Source organism: Enterobacter sp. kpr-6 (genome assembly GCF_900116015.1).
Taxonomy (GTDB): Bacteria; Pseudomonadota; Gammaproteobacteria; order Enterobacterales; family Enterobacteriaceae; genus Enterobacter_D.
In genome coordinates this window covers 373,517-392,382 of the sequence record NZ_FOYH01000004.1, presented here as the reverse complement: position 1 = coordinate 392,382, position 18,866 = coordinate 373,517, and the positions used below count along the sequence as shown (strand labels likewise).

Sequence of the window (18,866 nt, the reverse complement as noted above, 5' to 3'; positions counted from 1 at the left end):
ATCAAACTCTTCAATTTAAGTTTGATGCTCGTGAATTAAACTTCGTAATGAATTACGTATGTTCACTCCAGAGACTTGGTATTCATTTAGCGTCTTGCGACGTTAAGAATCCATGTCCTTGAGTGCCCACACAGATTGTCTGATAAATTGTTAAAGAGCAGTGCAACGCGGCTTTCGCTCACCGTTGCGAGGTGGCGTATATTACGCTTTCCTCTTTCAGAGTCAACCCTGAATCTCAGGATTTTTTTTCTTCAACCGGACCGGCTACTCAGTGTGAAGTGATTCACGTTTGCCGTTTCGATGGAGGCGCATTATAGGGGGCCCGGAAGGAATGACAAGCGGAAAAATGATTTTTTATCTCAACCGCTCATCTTTTCAACACAACGCCTATTTTTGCTGCTTTTTGATGGTTGCAGGCAGCTCTGCAAGGCTATTAATTACCCAATCCGCTGCATTTTCTGCTTCGGCTGTTACTGGTTTCCCGGTACGCACTAATACTTTATGCCCGACATTCGCTGCGGCGGCTGCCTGCATATCTTCTAATTTGTCACCCACCATATAAGAAGCCGCCATATCAATGTGCAAAAAATCCCGCGCAGAGATAAGCATGCCTGGATGTGGTTTACGGCATTCGCAGACCTGGCGGAATTCTTCCACACTCCCCTGCGGGTGATGAGGGCAATAATAGATGCCGTCCAAATCCACCCCACGGTCGGCCAGCGACCAGTCCATCCACTCGGTTAGCGTTTCGAATTGCGCTTCGGTGAATTTGCCGCGGGCAATACCGGACTGGTTAGTCACCAGCACCAGTGCAAAGCCCATTGCCTTCAATTCAGCCATTGCCTCTATTGCGCCTTCGATAAACTCGAAATTGTCAATTTCATGGACATATCCATGGTCAACATTAATCGTGCCATCACGATCGAGAAAAATTGCGGGTACTAACTGTGCCACCGGCTTAACTCCTGAAAAAAGCGTGTACGGCATTATCTCATGTTTCAGCACGCAAGAAAGTGCTCATAATAGAGAGTTGCATTGAATTAGACGTCTGGATGCCTTAACATCCGTTTTGTTTACGGCCATCACCCGTATCTGGCAGAACAAAATGCCACGGCTAACTTTTACACGATAAAAATAATCTAATGATTAAACTTTCGAATATTACCAAAGTGTTCCAGCAGGGGAATCGCACCATACAGGCGCTGAACAACGTCACCCTGCATGTGCCTGCGGGTCAAATTTATGGCGTGATTGGTGCGTCAGGTGCCGGTAAAAGCACGCTGATTCGTTGCGTCAACCTGCTTGAGCGCCCGACTGACGGCAGCGTTCAGGTCGATGGGCAAGAGCTCACCGCCCTCTCAGAATCACAATTGACTAAAGCACGTCGTCAGATTGGCATGATTTTCCAGCACTTTAATCTGCTGGCGTCACGCACCGTATTTGGCAATGTGGCCTTGCCTCTGGAGCTGGATAACACGCCGCAGGCAGAAATTAAACGTCGCGTGACCGAGCTTCTGGATTTAGTCGGCCTGAGCGATAAGCATGACAGCTACCCGGCAAATCTGTCCGGTGGTCAAAAGCAGCGCGTGGCGATTGCCCGTGCGCTGGCAAGTCAGCCCAAAGTACTGCTGTGCGATGAAGCCACCAGCGCGCTGGATCCAGCCACCACCCGCTCAATCCTTGAATTGCTCAAAGACATTAACCGTCGTCTGGGTTTAACCATCCTTCTTATTACGCATGAAATGGACGTGGTTAAGCGCATTTGCGACTGTGTGGCGGTAATCAGTAACGGCGAACTGATTGAGCAGGACACGGTCAGCGAAGTGTTCTCCCATCCGAAAACCCCGCTGGCCCAGCAGTTTATTCAGTCCACCCTGCATCTGGATATCCCTGAAGATTACCTTCAGCGCATGAAAAAGGAGCCGGAGAGCAACAGCGTACCGATGCTGCGTATGGAGTTTACCGGTCAGTCAGTAGATGCGCCGCTGCTCTCTGAAACCGCACGCCGCTTCAATGTGAACAACAACATTATTAGCGCGCAGATGGATTACGCCGGTGGCGTGAAATTCGGCATTATGCTGACCGAAATGCACGGCACTCACCAGGATACACAAGCCGCCATTGCCTGGCTGCAAGAACACCATGTAAAAGTAGAGGTACTGGGTTATGTCTGAGCCAATGATGTGGTTACTGGCACGCGGTGTCTGGGAGACGCTGGCGATGACATTTGTATCCGGCTTCTTCGGTTTTGTTCTCGGCCTGCCGGTGGGTGTGCTTCTTTATATCACTCGCCCGGGGCAAATCAGTGAAAACGCCCGGCTCTATCGCAGCCTTTCAGCGCTGGTCAATATTTTCCGCTCCATCCCGTTTATTATTTTGCTGGTATGGATGATCCCGTTCACGCGCGTCATCGTCGGCACTTCCATCGGTTTGCAGGCGGCGATTGTGCCGTTAACCGTCGGGGCAGCTCCATTTATTGCACGTATGGTTGAAAACGCCCTGCTGGAAATTCCGACCGGGCTTATTGAAGCGTCCCGCGCAATGGGTGCAACGCCGATGCAGATCATCCGTAAAGTGCTGCTGCCGGAAGCGCTGCCAGGCCTGGTCAACGCCGCCACTATTACGCTCATCACTCTCGTGGGTTACTCTGCGATGGGCGGTGCTGTCGGTGCCGGTGGTCTGGGGCAAATCGGTTATCAGTACGGCTACATTGGCTATAACGCTACCGTGATGAATACGGTGCTGGTATTACTGGTGGTTCTGGTTTATTTAATTCAATTCTCGGGCGATCGCATCGTCCGGGCAGTGACTCACAAATAACGTTATAAACAACACAATCGACTCGACGAGTTAAGGAAAATAGCATGGCGTTTAAACTTAAGACCTTAGCGGCAGCCTGTGCCCTGGTGGGTTCTCTGGCCCTGGTGGGTTGCGGTCAGGACGAAAAAGATCCGAACCACATCAAAGTGGGCGTAATTGTGGGTGCTGAACAGCAGGTTGCAGAAACGGCAGCGAAAGTCGCAAAAGAGAAATATGGTCTGGACGTTGAGCTGGTGACTTTCAACGATTACGTTCTGCCGAACGAAGCGCTGAGCAAAGGCGACATCGACGCTAACGCCTTCCAGCACAAACCGTATCTGGATCAGCAGATCAAAGACCGTGGTTACAAGCTGACCTCCGTGGGTAACACCTTCGTTTACCCGATCGCCGGTTACTCGAAAAAAATCAAAAGCATTGAGCAACTTCAGGAAGGCGCACAGGTTGCTGTGCCAAACGATCCGACTAACCTGGGTCGCTCCTTACTGCTGCTGCAAAAACAGGGTCTGATCAAACTGAAAGACGGCGTAGGCTTACTGCCAACCGTACTGGACGTGGTAGAAAACCCGAAAAACCTGAAGATTGTTGAACTCGAAGCGCCGCAGTTACCGCGCTCCCTTGATGATGCGCAGATCGCCCTGGCCGTCATCAACACCACTTACGCCAGCCAGATCAACCTGACTCCGGCGAAAGACGGCATCTTCGTTGAAGATAAAGACTCTCCGTACGTGAACATGATCGTGACTCGCGAAGACAACAAAGACGCGGAAAACGTGAAGAAGTTTGTTCAGGCTTATCAATCTGATGAAGTTGACCAGGAAGCGAACAAAGTCTTTAACGGCGGCGCAGTTAAAGGCTGGTAATCTCGTTTTTCTGTAATATGATTCAAGGCGGGCGCATGCCCGTCTTGTCATTTCTGCATGCACCTGATTCAATATCTGGTCATTCGATTATCTACTGAGGACATATTATGCGTGCTTTACCGATCTGTTTACTGGCACTCATGCTGAGCGGCTGTTCCATGCTAAGCAGATCTCCTGTCGAACCTGCAAAAAGCACCGCTGCGGCACCTAAAGCAGAGCAGGAAAAACCGAAAGCCCAGCGCCCTACTCCGGTAAGAGTCATCACCAACGCCGAAGAATTAGTGGGTAAACCTTTCCGCGATTTGGGTGAAGTGAGCGGCGATTCCTGTCAGGCGACGAACCAGGATTCCCCACCGAATATCCCGACCGCACGTAAGCGCATGCAAATCAACGCCTCAAAATTGAAAGCCAACGCCGTTCTGCAACACAGCTGTGAAGTCACCAGCGGTACGCCGGGCTGCTACCGTCAGGCCGTTTGCATTGGTTCTGCTCTTAACATCACGGCGAAATGAGTGTTTTTGAGTTCGGGCAAATAGGCGTTATTCGCTCTCCTTATAAAGAGAAGTTTGCCGTTCCGCGCCAGCCTGGGCTTGTGAAAAGCCATGGCGAACTTCATTTCATTGCCCCCTATAACCAGGCCGATGCAGTACGCGGTCTGGAAGCCTTCAGCCACCTGTGGGTGGTCTTTGTGTTTCATCAGACCATGGACGGCGGCTGGCGGCCTACCGTGCGGCCTCCACGCCTGGGCGGTAACGCCCGAATGGGTGTTTTTGCTACCCGCTCTACCTTTCGCCCCAATCCCATTGGCATGTCGCTGGTTGAATTAAAAGGCATTCGCTGCCAGAAAGATCAGGTGATTCTGGATCTGGGCGGCCTCGATCTGGTGGATGGTACGCCGGTCATTGATATCAAGCCTTACCTGCCCTTTGCCGAGTCGCTGCCGGATGCCAGAGCCAGTTATGCACAGCAGGCACCGCAGGCAGATATGCCGGTGTTTTTCACCCCGGAAATCGCACAACGCTTGCCGCAACTGGAGCAGCGCTACCCGGATTTAACGCAGTTCATTACCGATGTTCTGGCCCAGGATCCACGCCCGGCCTATCGCAAAGATGAAGAGACGGGTAAAACCTACGCCGTCTGGCTGCACGATTTCAACGTGCGCTGGCGCGTCACGCCGTCAGGATTTGAAGTCTTTGCGCTGGAATCGCGCTAATTTTAGTGCGCTCTCTTTTGGCATCAGGGTCAGGCTGATAAACTAAACCACTTTTTTTGTGTCAGGCTCACGTTGAGCCTGTGCTCATCGTCCAAATGGAACCGTAACAACATGCGTACTAGCCAATATCTGCTCTCCACTCTCAAGGAGACGCCTGCCGATGCGGAAGTCATCAGCCACCAGCTGATGCTGCGCGCCGGGATGATCCGTAAGCTGGCCTCCGGGTTATATACCTGGCTGCCGACCGGCCTGCGCGTTCTGAAAAAAGTCGAAAACATCGTGCGCGAAGAGATGAACAACGCCGGTGCTATCGAGGTGTCTATGCCGGTCGTTCAGCCTGCGGATCTGTGGCAGGAAAGCGGTCGCTGGGAGCAGTACGGCCCGGAACTGCTGCGTTTTGTCGATCGCGGCGATCGTCCTTTCGTACTCGGTCCGACGCATGAAGAAGTCATCACCGATCTGATCCGTAACGAACTCAGCTCTTATAAGCAACTGCCGCTGAACTTCTTCCAGATCCAGACTAAATTCCGTGACGAAGTTCGCCCGCGTTTTGGCGTCATGCGCTCGCGTGAATTCCTGATGAAAGATGCGTACTCTTTCCACACCACGCAGGAATCCCTCCAGGAAACCTACGACACCATGTATGCCGCTTACAGCAAAATCTTCTCCCGTATGGGACTGGATTTCCGCGCGGTGCAGGCTGACACCGGTTCTATCGGCGGTAGCGCTTCCCATGAATTCCAGGTGCTGGCGCAAAGCGGCGAAGACGATGTGATCTTCTCCGACAGCTCCGACTTCGCCGCAAACATTGAGTTCGCTGAAGCCCTGGCTCCGGCAACGCCGCGCGCGGCCGCCACCCAGGAAATGACGCTGGTTGACACGCCGAACGCCAAAACCATCGCCGAGCTGGTCGAGCAGTTCAGTCTGCCGATTGAAAAAACCGTTAAAACCCTGCTGGTGAAAGCGGTGGAAGGAAGCAGCTCTCCACTCGTTGCCCTGCTGGTACGTGGCGATCACGAACTGAACGAAGTCAAAGCGGAAAAACTGCCGCAGGTGGCAAGCCCGCTGACTTTCGCCACCGAAGAAGAAATTCGTGCGCTGGTGAAAGCAGGCCCGGGTTCCCTTGGTCCGGTGAACATGCCGATCCCGGTGGTTATCGACCGCACCGTTGCCGTCATGAGCGATTTCTCTGCTGGCGCGAACATCGATGGTAAACACTATTTTGGCATTAACTGGGATCGCGATGTGGCGACGCCAGAAGTTGCTGATATCCGTAACGTAGTGGCAGGCGATCCAAGCCCGGACGGTAAGGGCACCCTGCTTATCAAACGCGGTATCGAAGTCGGTCACATCTTCCAGCTTGGCACCAAGTACTCCGCCGCGCTGAAAGCATCCGTTCAGGGTGAAGATGGCCGTAACCAGACGCTGACCATGGGCTGTTACGGTATCGGGGTCACCCGCGTGGTGGCTGCTGCCATCGAGCAGAATAACGACGAGCGCGGCATTGTCTGGCCGGAAGCGATTGCACCGTTCCATGTGGCGATCCTGCCGATGAACATGCACAAATCCTTCCGCGTACAGGAACTGGCAGAAAAACTGTATAACGAACTGCGTGCGCAGGGCATTGATGTGCTGATGGACGATCGTAAAGAGCGTCCGGGCGTGATGTTTGCCGATATGGAACTGATCGGTATTCCGCATACCATCGTGATTGGCGACCGTAACCTCGACAGCGACGAGATCGAATACAAATACCGTCGCAATGGCGAGAAGCAGATGATCAAAACCGGCGATATTCTGCCGTATCTGGTGAAAGCCATTAAAGGCTAAACGCGGTTAACGCTCATGCAGGCCCGGTAAGCATCACGCTCACCGGGCTTTTTTTATGGGTCAGTCGGTGCGGCGAACTTTGCCGCGCAGGGATTTAACGGACGATTTTTGCGCTTTTCCTGCCAGCCGACGTTCTTTTGACGCGCGCGTTGGCCGCGTTGCCCGCCGGCTTTTCTGCACGGTGGTTAACTCTTTAATCAGCGATTCCAGCCGCGCCAGCGCCGCTTCTCGGTTCATCTCCTGGCTGCGATACTCCTGAGACTTGATGATCACCACGCCGTCTTCAGTAATTAGATGATGGCTGGCGGCGAGCAGGCGCTCTTTGTAAAACTCCGGCAGGCTGGATGCCCGAATGTCAAAACGCAGGTGAATGGCCGTGGAGGTTTTATTCACATGCTGGCCACCCGCCCCCTGAGCACGGATCGCCGTGATCTCCAGTTCGCTGTCCGGAATGGTGACATTCGACGACAGAATAATCATGCCTGCTGCCAGGGCGTGAGATGGATTTCCAGATTATCGTCTGCGGCGGAAAGCCAGATGGCTCCTTCCTGAATGGTCGCCTGCAACGACATCGTGCGCGCGGCAAAGGCGCTGAGCTTTTCCAGTTGCTCATCATCCAGATACCAGATGCTCAGGTTGCTGTAGCTCGCCAGTTTATTCTGATTTTGCTGCCACCAGATTTGCGCCGCGCGGCTGTTGTAGGTGAACAGCGCCACTTCTTTCGCCTGCGTGCAGGCTTTCTTCACCCGGCGCTCGTCCGGCAGGCCGAGCTCGATCCACAGATCGATCCCCATATGATCGTTATGCAGCCAGGCTTCCGGCTCGTCTTCCGCACTCAGTCCACGGGAAAATTGCAGACGTTCATCGGCATACTTAATCCACGCCAGCAAACGCAGCATCATACGCTCCTGCGTTTCGGAAGGATGACGCGCCATTGTCAGCGTGGCATCAAGAAATCGGTTACGATCCAGATCGGCTACGTTGACCGCTGCTTTATAAATTGTCGCTTTTAACGCCATGACCCAACTCCTTCACAAAATGGCGTTCATTGTAGCGAATTCAGCACTAAAGCGCTGTTAACTCTTGATGTCGCGCCGTTTCACTACGCTGATATTGCGCAAATGAGTATGGTATAGTCACCTTGCTAAACAGAGTTAATCTTCGTAGGCTTAAACTTACATCCCATGGTTAAGTCAGCACACTGACAGGAGGGCATGTGGAAAAATATTGTGAGTTAATACGCAAGCGGTATGCGGAGATCGCCAGCGGAGACTTAGGGTATATCCCGGATGCGCTGGGCTGCGTATTAAAAGTACTCGATGAAACGGCGTCTGATGACACCCTTTCTGAGTCCGTCAGGGAAAAGGCAGCCTATGCTGCCGCGAACTTACTGGTGAGCGATTATGTCAATGAATGATACTTATCAACCCATCAATTGTGATGACTATGACAATCTCGAACTCGCCTGCCAGCATCATCTTTTACTGACGCTGGAACTCAAAGACGGCGAAGTGTTAAAGGCTAAAGCCAGTGATTTGGTCATGCGCAAGAACGTTGAGTACCTGGTCGTTGACGCCACAGGCGCATCGCGTGAACTCCGTCTCGACAAAATAGCCAGCTTCAGTCACCCGGATATCGGCACCGTGGTGGTGAGCGAATCCTGAATCAATAACGGGCGGCCTGGCTGCCCGTTACTTTGTTAAGCACCTTCCCGGTCCAGTGTTACCCCGTTATCGTCCTGCACCCACCCCTCCTGGGTAACAAATTCTCCCGCTGCGGCGATCAATGTTTCACCGTAAAAAAGCAACGGCGTGGTATCACGTCGCCAGGGAGGAACCCCCCGCTCCTGCAAGATTTTTTTGAGCTTCCGCCCGCCTGCCCGCCCGACAATATGCAACGTTCCCGACGCACTAAAACGCACCGTGACCCGCTCACCCTCTGCGGGAGGGCGAATTGGGCCGCCTGGTGATAAGCGCAGTTCACCCAGTCCGGGCGGCAGCGAAAGCGCGTGGTGAGGATCGGACCAGTCGATAACGGTATCACGCTGGCTGCTTACCGCCCTCACCCACCAGAGTTGTCCCTGAAAGCGACGGATTTCAAAATCCCCCAGCGTCAGGCAGGGAGCGGCATCTTCACGCGCCAGCGCCACTTCCTGCCAGATGCGCGTCAACATGTCGCGCGAAGGCATGGTGGCACGATGAAACGCCAGCCAGCGACGCAGCAGCGCAGCGCGGCGATTCGCGCTTTTTTCGGTGAGCGGTGCAACCATCAGCGCGCCTTCAGCGCTCATCAGGCCAGCCAGTTCTTCAGCCAGCAGTTCATCCAGCAGTTGCTCCTGCTCACCACACAGCGCGGCGCTGCGGGCGGAAGCGTCGGCAAAATGCGGCCAGCGTGCTTTCAGCAGGGGCAAAATCCGCAGGCGTAAAAAATTGCGGTCGAATTTGTCATCCTGATTACTGTCATCTTCTATCCAGCGCAACTGATGCGCCCGCGCCAGGCGCTCAAGGGATTCGCGCGACGTGTTTAACAGCGGGCGCAGCAGTAACGTACCAGCAAACGGTAACGACACTGGCATGGCGGCCAGTCCCGCCGGGCCGCTGCCGCGCTTTAACGCCAGCAGCAGGGTTTCGCATTGATCATCAAGATGCTGCGCCGTGAGTAGCACTTCGCCGGGCAGAAGCGCTTCGCTAAACGCCTGATAGCGCGCTTTTCGCGCCTCGGCTTCAATCCCCTGCCCGTCAGCGGCAAGCGTCACGCGCACCACAGTCAGCGGCACCTGCCAGCTCGCGCAGACTTGCTGACAATGCTCAACCCAGCCATCCGCATTAGCGCTTAAGCCATGATGCACATGGATGGCGCGCAGCGAAACAGGTTCACCGGCGTCGCGCAGGCTGACCAGTTGATGCAGCAATACCGTGGAATCCAGACCACCGCTAAAGGCCAGCAAAAACTGGCGATGCGGCGTAAGCGTCTGTGCGAGAGCGGAAGTCATCATGATGATAATTTTAAAGTGAAGATGCCCGGAACGTTACCGGGCATCCAGGGTGCAGGCAAGGATTACTGCTCGTAAAGTTCCAGCGGCAGACCATCCGGATCCTTGAAAAAGGTAAAGCGCTTGCCGGTGATCGGATCGATGCGTACCGCTTCGCACCTCACGCCGTGGGATTCAAGATGGGCGATGGCGTTATCCACATTGTCGACGCTAAACGCCAGGTGGCGTAACCCGCAGGCTTCAGGCCAGCCGGGGCGCGCGGGCGGGAAAGGGAACGAGAACAGCTCAATCACGTACTGGCCGTTTAACGCCAGGTCGCCCTTCCAGGAATCCCGCTCTTCGCGGTACACCTCACCCTGCAAGGTAAAACCTAAAATATCGCAGTAGAACGCCTTACTCCTGACGTAATCGGTGGCGATAATCGCAATATGGTGGATCTGTTTAATACCGAGCATAAAGCCTCCCTTTTTATGATCCCAGCACGTTACCCGCGCCCGAAAAACTCTGCAAGCACTCAGCGCTGTTTTAGGACTCGTACCCGGTAGATGCCCTCGTCATCGCGTTTTGCGCCGTGGATATCGGTTTCAAAGCCCGGATAATGGCGGCCAATCGCGCACAGCATCAGCAGGAAATCGAGCACCGCCCGGCTTTGTTCGGTGATCATCTCCCCCGGCATGAGCAGCGGTACGCCCGGCGGATACGGCAGGATCATATTCGCTGAGATACGCCCGACCAGTTCCTCAAGCGCCACCGTCTCAACCTCACCTTTCACCTGTTGCTGCCAGGCTTTGTAAGGCGTCATACATTGCGTCGGCAGCACGTCGAATGCCTGCAACATCAGACGCGGCAGATCGTGCTGGCGGATAAGCTGGTGGATCCCCTGCGCCAGATCCTGAATGCGCATGTTGCGGTAGAAATCAGGATCTTCAGCAAAGAGATCCGGCAGCATGTTTCTCACCCGCAGATTGAGATCGTACGCGCGTTTAAACTCCATCAGCCCGCGCAGCAGGCCCATCGCCCGGGTTTTATCGATGCCGATACTGAATAAAAACAGCAGATTGTACGGCCCGGTTTTTTCGACCACCACACCGCGCTCATCAAGAAACTTCGCCACCAGCGCCGCCGGGATGCCCTCATCGCTCATATTTCCCCGTTCATCCATCCCCGGCGTCAGGATGGTGACTTTCACCGGATCGAGAAACATATGATCGGCGTCTGCCTCGCGGAAGCCGTGCCACTCTTCGCCCGGCGCGACTGGCCAGCAGTCGGCTTCGTCAATCCCGTCCGGCTGCCAGATATCAAAGAACCAGCCGTCGGCCTCATCTTTTAATCGCTGCACCTCTTTGCGGAAATGCAGCGCGCGCTCAACGGAGCGGTTGATCAGCCGTTTGCCGGGATTACCGCGCAGCATCGCCGCCGCCGTTTCAATCGACGCCACCAGTGGGTAGCTCGGTGAAGTGGTGGTGTGCATCATATAGGCTTCGTTAAAAGTCTCTTCGTCGTATTCACCTTTAATATGAATAAGCGACGCCTGCGAAAAAGCCGCCAGCATTTTATGCGTGGACTGGGTTTCGAAGAACACTTTACCCGCGACACGCTCGCCGCTCATGCCGCTTTTACCGGCGTAGATAGGATGGAAATTGGTGTACGGCACCCAGGCCGAATCAAAATGGATCGACGGCACGTCCAGCGTCTGTTTGATCCAGTTGGTGTTATACAGCAGCCCGTCGTAGGTGGAGTTGGTGATCACCGCATGGACGGGCCAGGCCGCGCCGGGGGTGGTTGCGACTTTCTGCTCAATGCTGGCGTGGCTAAATTCACGGCGCGGAATACCGCCCAGAATCCCCAGCGCATTACGGCCCGGCTTCAGCCACAGCGGTACCACGTCGCTCATCATCAATAAGTGCGCCAGCGATTTGTGGCAGTTGCGGTCAATCAGCAGCGTACTGCCGGTGGGTGCGGCGTACATCCCCACGATTTTATTCGACGTGGAGGTGCCGTTGGTCACCATATAGCTTTGTTCAGCGCCAAAAGTGCGGGCGATGTACTCTTCGGCTTCCAGGTGGGGGCCTGTGTGATCGAGTAACGATCCCAGTTCCGTCACCGAGATCGACACATCGGCTTTTAAGGTATTGCCCCCGAAAAAGTCATAAAACAGACAGCCCACCGGACTTTTCTGATATGCCGTGCCCGCCATATGTCCCGGCGTACAAAAGGTATATTTCCCCTCTTTCACATAGGTGAACAGCGCGCGGGTCAACGGCGGGGTAATGGTGTCGAGGTATTCGTTGGTGTACTGACGGATGCGGGTGGCAATGTCGTCCGCCGCGTCTAAGGCGTATTCAAAAAACCATATCGCCATGCGCATGTCGTGGGCGCTGACATCCATCGCCGAATGGGTATTGATAAAGGCATACAGCGGTAAATATTCATTTAACTGGCTGATATCGCTGCACAGGTCGATACCGTACTCGTCCCAGTCAAAAATCACCCCGCAGATGCGCGGGTTGTGTTCAATAAGTTTCAGCAGATCGGCCCTGTTTTGCGGGAATATAATTTTAAATCCCTGTATTTCCAGCGCAGACTCCAGTTCCTTAATCGGCTCATCTTTATAAAAGACGCCATGCGATCCCATAATGGCAATAATATTCACGCGTTACTCCTGTGTACAAACCTCCGTTAAGCATAGACGACGTGAATAACGCCAGCGGCAAGCGCTGGCGTGTGAGGAGATTACAGTGCGGTCCACGCATCCTGCCATGCAATGCCTGCGCCTGGCTCATAGTAAGCCGGGGCGGAGTTGCACCATGCGCTGAACGGGAACGGCTTACACTGGAAGAGTTTACCGTCGTTGTTCACGATATCCCCCGCTTTCCAGCGGTTTTTACCGTTCCATGCCGGGTAAGTCGTTGCGCCACCGTCGGCGGGCGTTTTCGCTTTTGCTTTCACATTCAGCGTGTACGTGGTGGTGTGCGTCAGTTTTCCGTCGCTCACTGTCAGGCTGAAGACGTGCTGCGTGTCTTTGTCCGTTTCCGGTACGGTGAAATCAATCACGGATTTATCTTTGCCGCTGATCGTCTGACCATCCTGAAGCATCCAGGTATAGGTCAGGGCATCACCATTCCGATCGGTGGAACCCGCGCCGCTCAGAGAGACACGGCTGCCGCTTTCCACTGCGCCGACCGGCCCGGCAATGTGCGCAACCGGTGCGACGTTCGTTTCCACGACAGGCTCAGGCGTCACTGGCGTTTCAGGCTCAGGCGTGACGGTGCCTTTATCATCCACGAGATTCACGTTAAAGAAGTGCTGAACACATTTGCCGTAATCGCCCTCTTTGAATGCGCTGAACGGCGTCTGGTAGCCAACCAACTGGCAGGCGTAGGTTTTGCCCGACGGCGTTTCTGCTGACCAGCCCCAGTTCTCTTCCCAGTAAATCGGCAGAGCGCCCGCGCCGCCTTCGTCGAACTGCTTCATGTTTTTGCAGCCGAGCACTTCATCAGCCGGCACATTGACCTTCAGATACTTCGCAAACTCTTTGTAGTAATTGATACGGTTAAGAGACTGGGCGTTTTCTGCCGCACCACCGCACTCCACGCCGCCGTTGATGATCTGGATGGTCACGCCAAAGCCGCTGACCAGGCCGTTAGCCTTATCGCGATCGTTGGGTTTCCAGGTGCCATCAATAACGTGCAACATGCTCGGTTTTGGCGGCTGCGGATAAACGAAGAAGAAGATCGCACTGGCGAGGTTCAGCCAGGTGTCGGCCACCAGCTCCGGTTTCTCCAGCAGGGTTTTTACATCCCCGTACATCGCCTCAGAGAACGGCCCGTAGTTGTAGTTATAAGAAAGCTGTTTCGCGCCACGGCCAAAGTAGCTCAGGAAATCGCCGTCTTTATCTTTACCGCATGGCCAGGTCTGACCCTGCCAGACGTTCGGGTTACATTCCCCGTTGTAGCCGCCCTTCTGACCTTCGGTCCAGCCCACTTCACGCAAATAAACCAGCGCCTGACGCCATTCGGCTTCCGGACGCCAGCTTTCGTGTCCTCCTGTTTCCTGGGCAAAATGCGCGAACATGGTCGCCAGCGATTTACGGCAGATGGCATCTGCATCGCGTCCATCGCTGTAGCTTCCACATACTGCCGGGAATTTACTGACGGCTTTCAGGAAATTGGTGTAGGTGTATTCCGGCGCGCGCAACGGGAAAAGGTAATCCCAGTCGCTGCCGCTGATAATACTTTCCACACGCTTAACGTTTGCCGGGTTTGCCGCGCGGCCCGGCGCGACTTTTTCCACTTCGGCATTATCAAGCGTTTTAATTGACGCTTTCACCGACTGCATCAGCGGCGAGCCGGTCAGCTCCTGCTCTTTTTTCACCAGGTCACTGGCTTTCATGGTGTATGGCGTGCTGTTGTCTGCCTTCAGCGCAGCCTGGCTTGCGGGCAAGCTCAGGATCACTCCGGCGGCAATCGCGCTCAGGAGTAGTGTTTTGTGTTTTTTCATCAGGATTTCCCCTCACTCGTTTTATCCGTATTGCGCTGGCGAATTCCATGTCGCAACGGCCTGAGTGTAGGGGGAACGGAAAGGGGAAAATGTCACATCATCTCATCGGCAGAATCACAAGGTATCAGCGCAATGGAGTGATAAAAAAAGGGCCGGAATAACCGGCCCTCAGGGAATAGTGAGAAATTATCAGGCGTAGCCGTAGCTCATCAGACGCTGGTAACGGCGGTTACGCAGATCTTCTTTACTCAGCACATCCAGATCTTCCAGATCGGCCAGGAGCTGCGCTTTCAGCGAGGCAGCCATGGCTTCCGGATTGCGGTGTGCGCCGCCGAGCGGCTCAGGGATCACCGAATCAATCAGCTTCAGCTCTTTCAGGCGCGGCGCGATGATACCCATCGCATCAGCGGCCAGCGGCGCTTTATCGGCGCTTTTCCACAGAATAGACGCACAGCCTTCCGGTGAAATCACTGAATAGGTGCTGTATTGCAGCATGTTGACTTTGTCACCCACGCCAATCGCCAGCGCGCCGCCGGAACCGCCTTCACCGATCACGGTGCAGATCACCGGAACGTTCAGACGCGACATTTCACGCAGGTTGCGGGCGATCGCTTCAGACTGACCGCGTTCTTCCGCGCCCACGCCAGGGTATGCGCCTGGGGTGTCGATGAAGGTCACGATCGGCATGTTGAAGCGTTCAGCCATTTCCATCAGGCGCAGCGCTTTGCGATAGCCTTCCGGAGCCGGCATACCAAAGTTACGACGGATTTTCTCTTTGGTTTCACGGCCTTTCTGGTGGCCGATGATCATCACCGGACGTCCATCCAGACGCGCAATACCGCCAACGATAGCTTTGTCGTCTGCGTAGGCACGATCGCCTGCCAGTTCGTCAAATTCATCAAATGCCAGGCGGACATAATCCAGGGTGTACGGACGCTGCGGGTGACGCGCCAGTTGGGCTACCTGCCATGCGCCGAGATCGGCAAAGATTTTGCGCGTCAGTTCTACGCTTTTTTCACGCAGACGATGCACTTCTTCGTCGATGTTAATATCCAGTTTCTCATCCTGGCGGCTTACTGCCGTCAGGGAATCGATTTTCGCTTCCAGCTCTGCAATCGGCTGTTCGAAATCAAGGAAATTCAGACTCATAGTATTCCTGTATTAGTCAAACTCCAGTTCCACCTGCTCCGAACCAATAAGGCCACGGAGATCGTTAAGTAAACGATCGCTCGGAGAGACACGCCACGTTGCGCCAAAACGCAGCCGCGCACGTGCATCCGCCCTCTGATAGTAGAGATGTACTGGAATTGTCCCCGAACGGTGGGGTTCCAGAGATTGACGGAGTCGGTTTAAAAGCTGGTCATCAATTTGCCTGTCCGTCAGCGAGATAGCAAGCCCACGAGCATATTTTTCACGGGCTTCGTCAATGTCCATCACTTCACGGGCCATCATTTTAAGCCCACCGCTGAAGTCATCAAAGCTGACCTGTCCGCTGACGATAAGTATGCGGTCGTTTTCCAGCAAATGCTGGTATTTTTCCAGCGCTTCAGTGAATAACATCACTTCCAGCCGCCCGGATCGGTCATCCAGCGTACAGATACCGATGCGATTGCCGCGCTTGGTGACCATTACCCGCGCTGCAATCACGAGCCCCGCCGCCGTGGTGACCTTACCACGTTCTGTCGGGTGCATGTCTTTGAGGCGATTGCCTCCGACATACCGCTCAATTTCTTTTAAATACTGAGTGATCGGGTGCCCGGTGAGGTACAGCCCAAGCGTTTCACGCTCGCCGTCAAGCACCACCTGTTCCGGCCAGGGCTGGCAGCTGGCATACGACTGCTCCACCTGCGCCGGTTCTTCAGCCAGCACACCGAACATATCGGCCTGACCAATTGCTTCCGCTTTGGCGTGCTGATCGGCCGCTTTTAGCGCATCGCCCAACGCGTTCATCAGCGCGGCACGGTGCGGGCCGAGGCGGTCAAACGCCCCGGACATAATCAGTTTTTCCAGCACCCGACGGTTGAGTTTTTTAATGTCGGTACGCGCGCACAGATCGAAAAGCTCGCGGAAATAACCGTCTTTATTACGCGCTTCCAGAATGGCTTCAATCGGGCCTTCACCCACGCCTTTGATTGCGCCGATGCCGTAAACGATCTCGCCGTCATTATTAACGTGGAAATGATACAGCCCGGAGTTGATATCCGGCGGCAGGATCTTAAGCCCCATGCGCCAGCATTCATCCACCAGACCAACCACTTTTTCCGTGTTGTCCATATCGGCGGTCATCACCGCTGCCATAAATTCAGCCGGGTAATGCGCCTTCAGCCACAGCGTCTGATAGGAGACGAGCGCATAAGCCGCGGAGTGCGATTTGTTAAATCCGTAACCGGCAAATTTCTCTACCAGGTCGAAGATTTTAATCGCCAGCTCACCATCAATGCCGTTTTGCTTGGCTCCGTCTTCGAAGGTGCCGCGCTGCTTGGCCATCTCTTCAGGCTTTTTCTTACCCATTGCACGACGCAGCATATCCGCGCCGCCGAGCGTATAGCCGGAAAGCACCTGGGCGATCTGCATGACCTGTTCCTGATACAGAATGATGCCGTAGGTCGGCTCCAGTACCGGTTTCAGGCTTTCGTGCTGCCACTGCACGTCCGGGTAAGAGATCGCTTCCCGCCCATGCTTACGGTCGATGAAGTTATCTACCATCCCTGATTGCAGCGGGCCCGGACGGAACAGGGCCACCAGGGCGATCATATCTTCGAAACAGTCGGGTTGCAGACGCTTAATCAGATCTTTCATGCCGCGCGATTCAAGCTGGAACACCGCAGTGGTTTCCGAGCGTTGCAGCATGTCGAAACTTTTCTTGTCATCAAGCGGAATGGCGGCGATATCAATCGGCTCCAGCCCCTCTTTGGCGCGGCGCGCGTTGATCATCTTTAGCGCCCAGTCGATGATCGTAAGCGTACGCAGACCCAGGAAGTCAAACTTGACCAGGCCCGCGTATTCCACGTCGTTTTTATCAAACTGGGTCACCGGATGCTGGCCGGACTCATCGCAATAGAGCGGCGCAAAGTCGGTAATTTTGGTCGGCGCAATAACCACGCCACCGGCGTGTTTACCGGCGTTACGCGTTACACCTTCAAGTTTACGCGCCATGTCGATCAGCGCCTTAACTTCTTCGTCAGCCTCGTAGATTTCCGGCAGTTGCGGCTCAGCTTCAAAGGCTTTTGCCAGCGTCATGCCCGGATCGGGCGGCACCAGTTTTGAGATGCGATCCACGAAACCATACGGATGCCCCAGTACGCGGCCCACGTCACGGATCACCGCTTTCGCCGCCATCGTACCGAAGGTAATGATCTGGGAAACCGCATCGCGCCCGTACATCTCGGCGACGTGTTCGATCACCTGGTCGCGTTTCTCCATACAGAAGTCAACGTCGAAGTCAGGCATGGATACACGTTCCGGGTTAAGGAAACGTTCAAACAGCAGGTCGAATTCCAGCGGATCGAGATCGGTAATTTTCAGCGCATAAGCCACCAGCGATCCGGCACCGGAACCACGACCCGGACCTACCGGCACGCCGTTATCTTTCGACCACTGGATAAACTCCATCACGATGAGGAAGTAGCCCGGGAACCCCATCTGGTTGATAACCTGGAGTTCAATGTCGAGACGCTCATCGTAAGGCGGGCGCTTTTCCGCACGCTCTGCCGGATCCGGGAAGAGGAATTCCAGACGCTCTTCCAGCCCCTCTTTTGATTTCAGTACGAGGAAATCTTCGGTGGTCATTTCACCGGTCGGGAACTGGGGCAGGAAATATTCGCCAAGGCGCACGGTGACGTTACAGCGTTTGGCAATTTCAACGCTGTTTTCGAGCGCTTCCGGAATGTCCGCAAACAGCTCGCACATCTCCTCTTCCGTGCGCATATATTGCTGCGGCGAGTAGTTGCGCGGACGTTTGGGATCGTCAAGCGTAAAGCCGTCGTGAATAGCGACGCGGATTTCATGGGCGTCAAAATCGCCGGTATCAATAAAGCGCACGTCGTTAGTGGCAACCACCGGCAGGCCACGGGATTCCGCCAGCTCAATCGCCGCATGCAGGTAGCTCTCTTCATCCGGGCGACCGGTGCGGATAAGCTCCAGATAAAATCTGTCCGGGAAGTGAGTTTCGTAAAAGCTCACGCACTGATCAACCAGCGCGCTGTTACCGCGCAGCATACTGCGGCCCACATCACCCATGCGACCGCCGGAGAGCAGAATTAAGCCCTCGTTCAGCTCCGCCAGCCAGTCGCGATCGATCCACGGGCCCGCCGGGCCATAACCGCGCTGATAGGCTTTGGAGATCAACAGCGTCAGATTCTGGTAACCGGTGTTATTGGCGGCCAGCACGGTGATTTGCGTCAGTTCATCACCGAGGATGTCGCTTTGAACGTGAAAATCTGCCCCTACGATGGGCTTGATGCCTGCGCCATGACCGGTTCCGTAGAACTTAACCAGACCGCACAGGTTGGTGAAATCGGTGATCGCCAGCGCAGGCATGCCCAACGAGGCCGCCTTTTTCACCAGCGGCCCGGTCTTCGCCAGCCCATCAATCATGGAATAGTCGCTGTGCACCCGCAGGTGTACGAAACGTGGTTCAGCCATCTTAGCT

17 protein-coding genes are annotated in these 18,866 nt (G+C 54.7%); 8 read left to right on the top strand and 9 right to left on the bottom strand.

The features are described 5' to 3' along the window. Positions 1 to 387: 387 nt before the first annotated feature. Entirely contained in the window at positions 388 to 954 is a 567-nt protein-coding gene (gene gmhB / locus BM373_RS13410) for a D-glycero-beta-D-manno-heptose 1,7-bisphosphate 7-phosphatase (protein WP_090462190.1), read from the bottom strand. A gap of 188 nt (positions 955 to 1,142) precedes the next feature. On the opposite strand from gmhB, the gene metN reads away from it, so the two are divergent. From metN to proS, 6 genes are all read left to right on the top strand, one after another. Next, positions 1,143 to 2,174: a methionine ABC transporter ATP-binding protein MetN gene (metN, locus tag BM373_RS13405; RefSeq protein ID WP_090462188.1), complete on the top strand. Its 1,032-nt coding sequence runs from the start codon at positions 1,143 to 1,145 to the stop codon at positions 2,172 to 2,174. Further along, a complete protein-coding gene (locus BM373_RS13400) occupies positions 2,167 to 2,820 on the top strand; it encodes a methionine ABC transporter permease MetI (RefSeq protein WP_090462186.1) in 654 nt (217 codons plus the stop codon). Before metN ends, BM373_RS13400 begins: the two co-directional genes overlap by 8 nt. A gap of 44 nt (positions 2,821 to 2,864) precedes the next feature. Then, complete coding sequence (locus BM373_RS13395; protein WP_090462184.1) at positions 2,865 to 3,680, top strand: MetQ/NlpA family lipoprotein; 816 nt, start codon at positions 2,865 to 2,867, stop codon at positions 3,678 to 3,680. Between the two features lie 107 nt (positions 3,681 to 3,787). Next, the gene (gene rcsF / locus BM373_RS13390) at positions 3,788 to 4,192 is read left to right on the top strand and encodes an Rcs stress response system protein RcsF (protein ID WP_090462182.1); all 405 of its coding nucleotides are present in this window, start codon (positions 3,788 to 3,790) and stop codon (positions 4,190 to 4,192) included. After that, positions 4,189 to 4,893, top strand: coding sequence for a tRNA (N6-threonylcarbamoyladenosine(37)-N6)-methyltransferase TrmO (tsaA, locus tag BM373_RS13385; RefSeq protein ID WP_090462180.1), 705 nt, complete (start codon positions 4,189 to 4,191; stop codon positions 4,891 to 4,893). Before rcsF ends, tsaA begins: the two co-directional genes overlap by 4 nt. A 111-nt stretch (positions 4,894 to 5,004) precedes the next feature. After that, positions 5,005 to 6,723: a proline--tRNA ligase gene (proS, locus tag BM373_RS13380; protein WP_090462179.1), complete on the top strand. Its 1,719-nt coding sequence runs from the start codon at positions 5,005 to 5,007 to the stop codon at positions 6,721 to 6,723. A 60-nt stretch (positions 6,724 to 6,783) separates the two neighbouring features. On the opposite strand, the gene arfB is transcribed toward proS, so the two are convergent. Both arfB and BM373_RS13370 read right to left on the bottom strand, forming a co-directional pair. After that, complete coding sequence (gene arfB, locus BM373_RS13375) at positions 6,784 to 7,203, bottom strand: alternative ribosome rescue aminoacyl-tRNA hydrolase ArfB (protein WP_090462177.1); 420 nt, start codon at positions 7,201 to 7,203, stop codon at positions 6,784 to 6,786. Further along, positions 7,200 to 7,742, bottom strand: a complete 543-nt coding sequence (locus BM373_RS13370; protein WP_090462175.1) for a YaeQ family protein — start codon at positions 7,740 to 7,742, stop codon at positions 7,200 to 7,202. Before BM373_RS13370 ends, arfB begins: the two co-directional genes overlap by 4 nt. A gap of 197 nt (positions 7,743 to 7,939) precedes the next feature. Here BM373_RS13370 and BM373_RS13365 point away from each other — a divergent pair, with 197 nt between their 5' ends. Then, positions 7,940 to 8,140, top strand: coding sequence for a YaeP family protein (locus tag BM373_RS13365; protein ID WP_090462174.1), 201 nt, complete (start codon positions 7,940 to 7,942; stop codon positions 8,138 to 8,140). Next, positions 8,127 to 8,387, top strand: a complete 261-nt coding sequence (gene rof / locus BM373_RS13360) for a Rho-binding antiterminator (RefSeq protein WP_090462172.1) — start codon at positions 8,127 to 8,129, stop codon at positions 8,385 to 8,387. Before BM373_RS13365 ends, rof begins: the two co-directional genes overlap by 14 nt. A gap of 35 nt (positions 8,388 to 8,422) precedes the next feature. Here rof and tilS read toward each other — a convergent pair whose 3' ends face one another. From tilS to dnaE, 6 genes are all read right to left on the bottom strand, one after another. Continuing rightward, positions 8,423 to 9,715: a tRNA lysidine(34) synthetase TilS gene (gene tilS / locus BM373_RS13355; protein ID WP_090462204.1), complete on the bottom strand. Its 1,293-nt coding sequence runs from the start codon at positions 9,713 to 9,715 to the stop codon at positions 8,423 to 8,425. 65 nt (positions 9,716 to 9,780) lie between these two features. Then, entirely contained in the window at positions 9,781 to 10,170 is a 390-nt protein-coding gene (locus BM373_RS13350; protein ID WP_090462171.1) for a VOC family protein, read from the bottom strand. A 59-nt stretch (positions 10,171 to 10,229) separates the two neighbouring features. Further along, entirely contained in the window at positions 10,230 to 12,368 is a 2,139-nt protein-coding gene (locus BM373_RS13345) for a lysine decarboxylase LdcC (RefSeq protein ID WP_090462169.1), read from the bottom strand. A gap of 80 nt (positions 12,369 to 12,448) precedes the next feature. Continuing rightward, positions 12,449 to 14,215, bottom strand: a complete 1,767-nt coding sequence (locus tag BM373_RS13340) for a chitinase (RefSeq protein ID WP_090462168.1) — start codon at positions 14,213 to 14,215, stop codon at positions 12,449 to 12,451. 189 nt (positions 14,216 to 14,404) lie between these two features. Beyond that, positions 14,405 to 15,364 carry an acetyl-CoA carboxylase carboxyl transferase subunit alpha gene (gene accA, locus BM373_RS13335; protein WP_090462166.1) on the bottom strand — a complete coding sequence of 320 codons (960 nt, stop codon included), beginning with the start codon at positions 15,362 to 15,364 and terminating at the stop codon, positions 14,405 to 14,407. Between the two features lie 12 nt (positions 15,365 to 15,376). Then, on the bottom strand, positions 15,377 to 18,859 hold the full coding sequence (gene dnaE, locus BM373_RS13330) for a DNA polymerase III subunit alpha (protein WP_090462164.1): 3,483 nt from the start codon (positions 18,857 to 18,859) through the stop codon (positions 15,377 to 15,379). Positions 18,860 to 18,866: the final 7 nt, after the last annotated feature.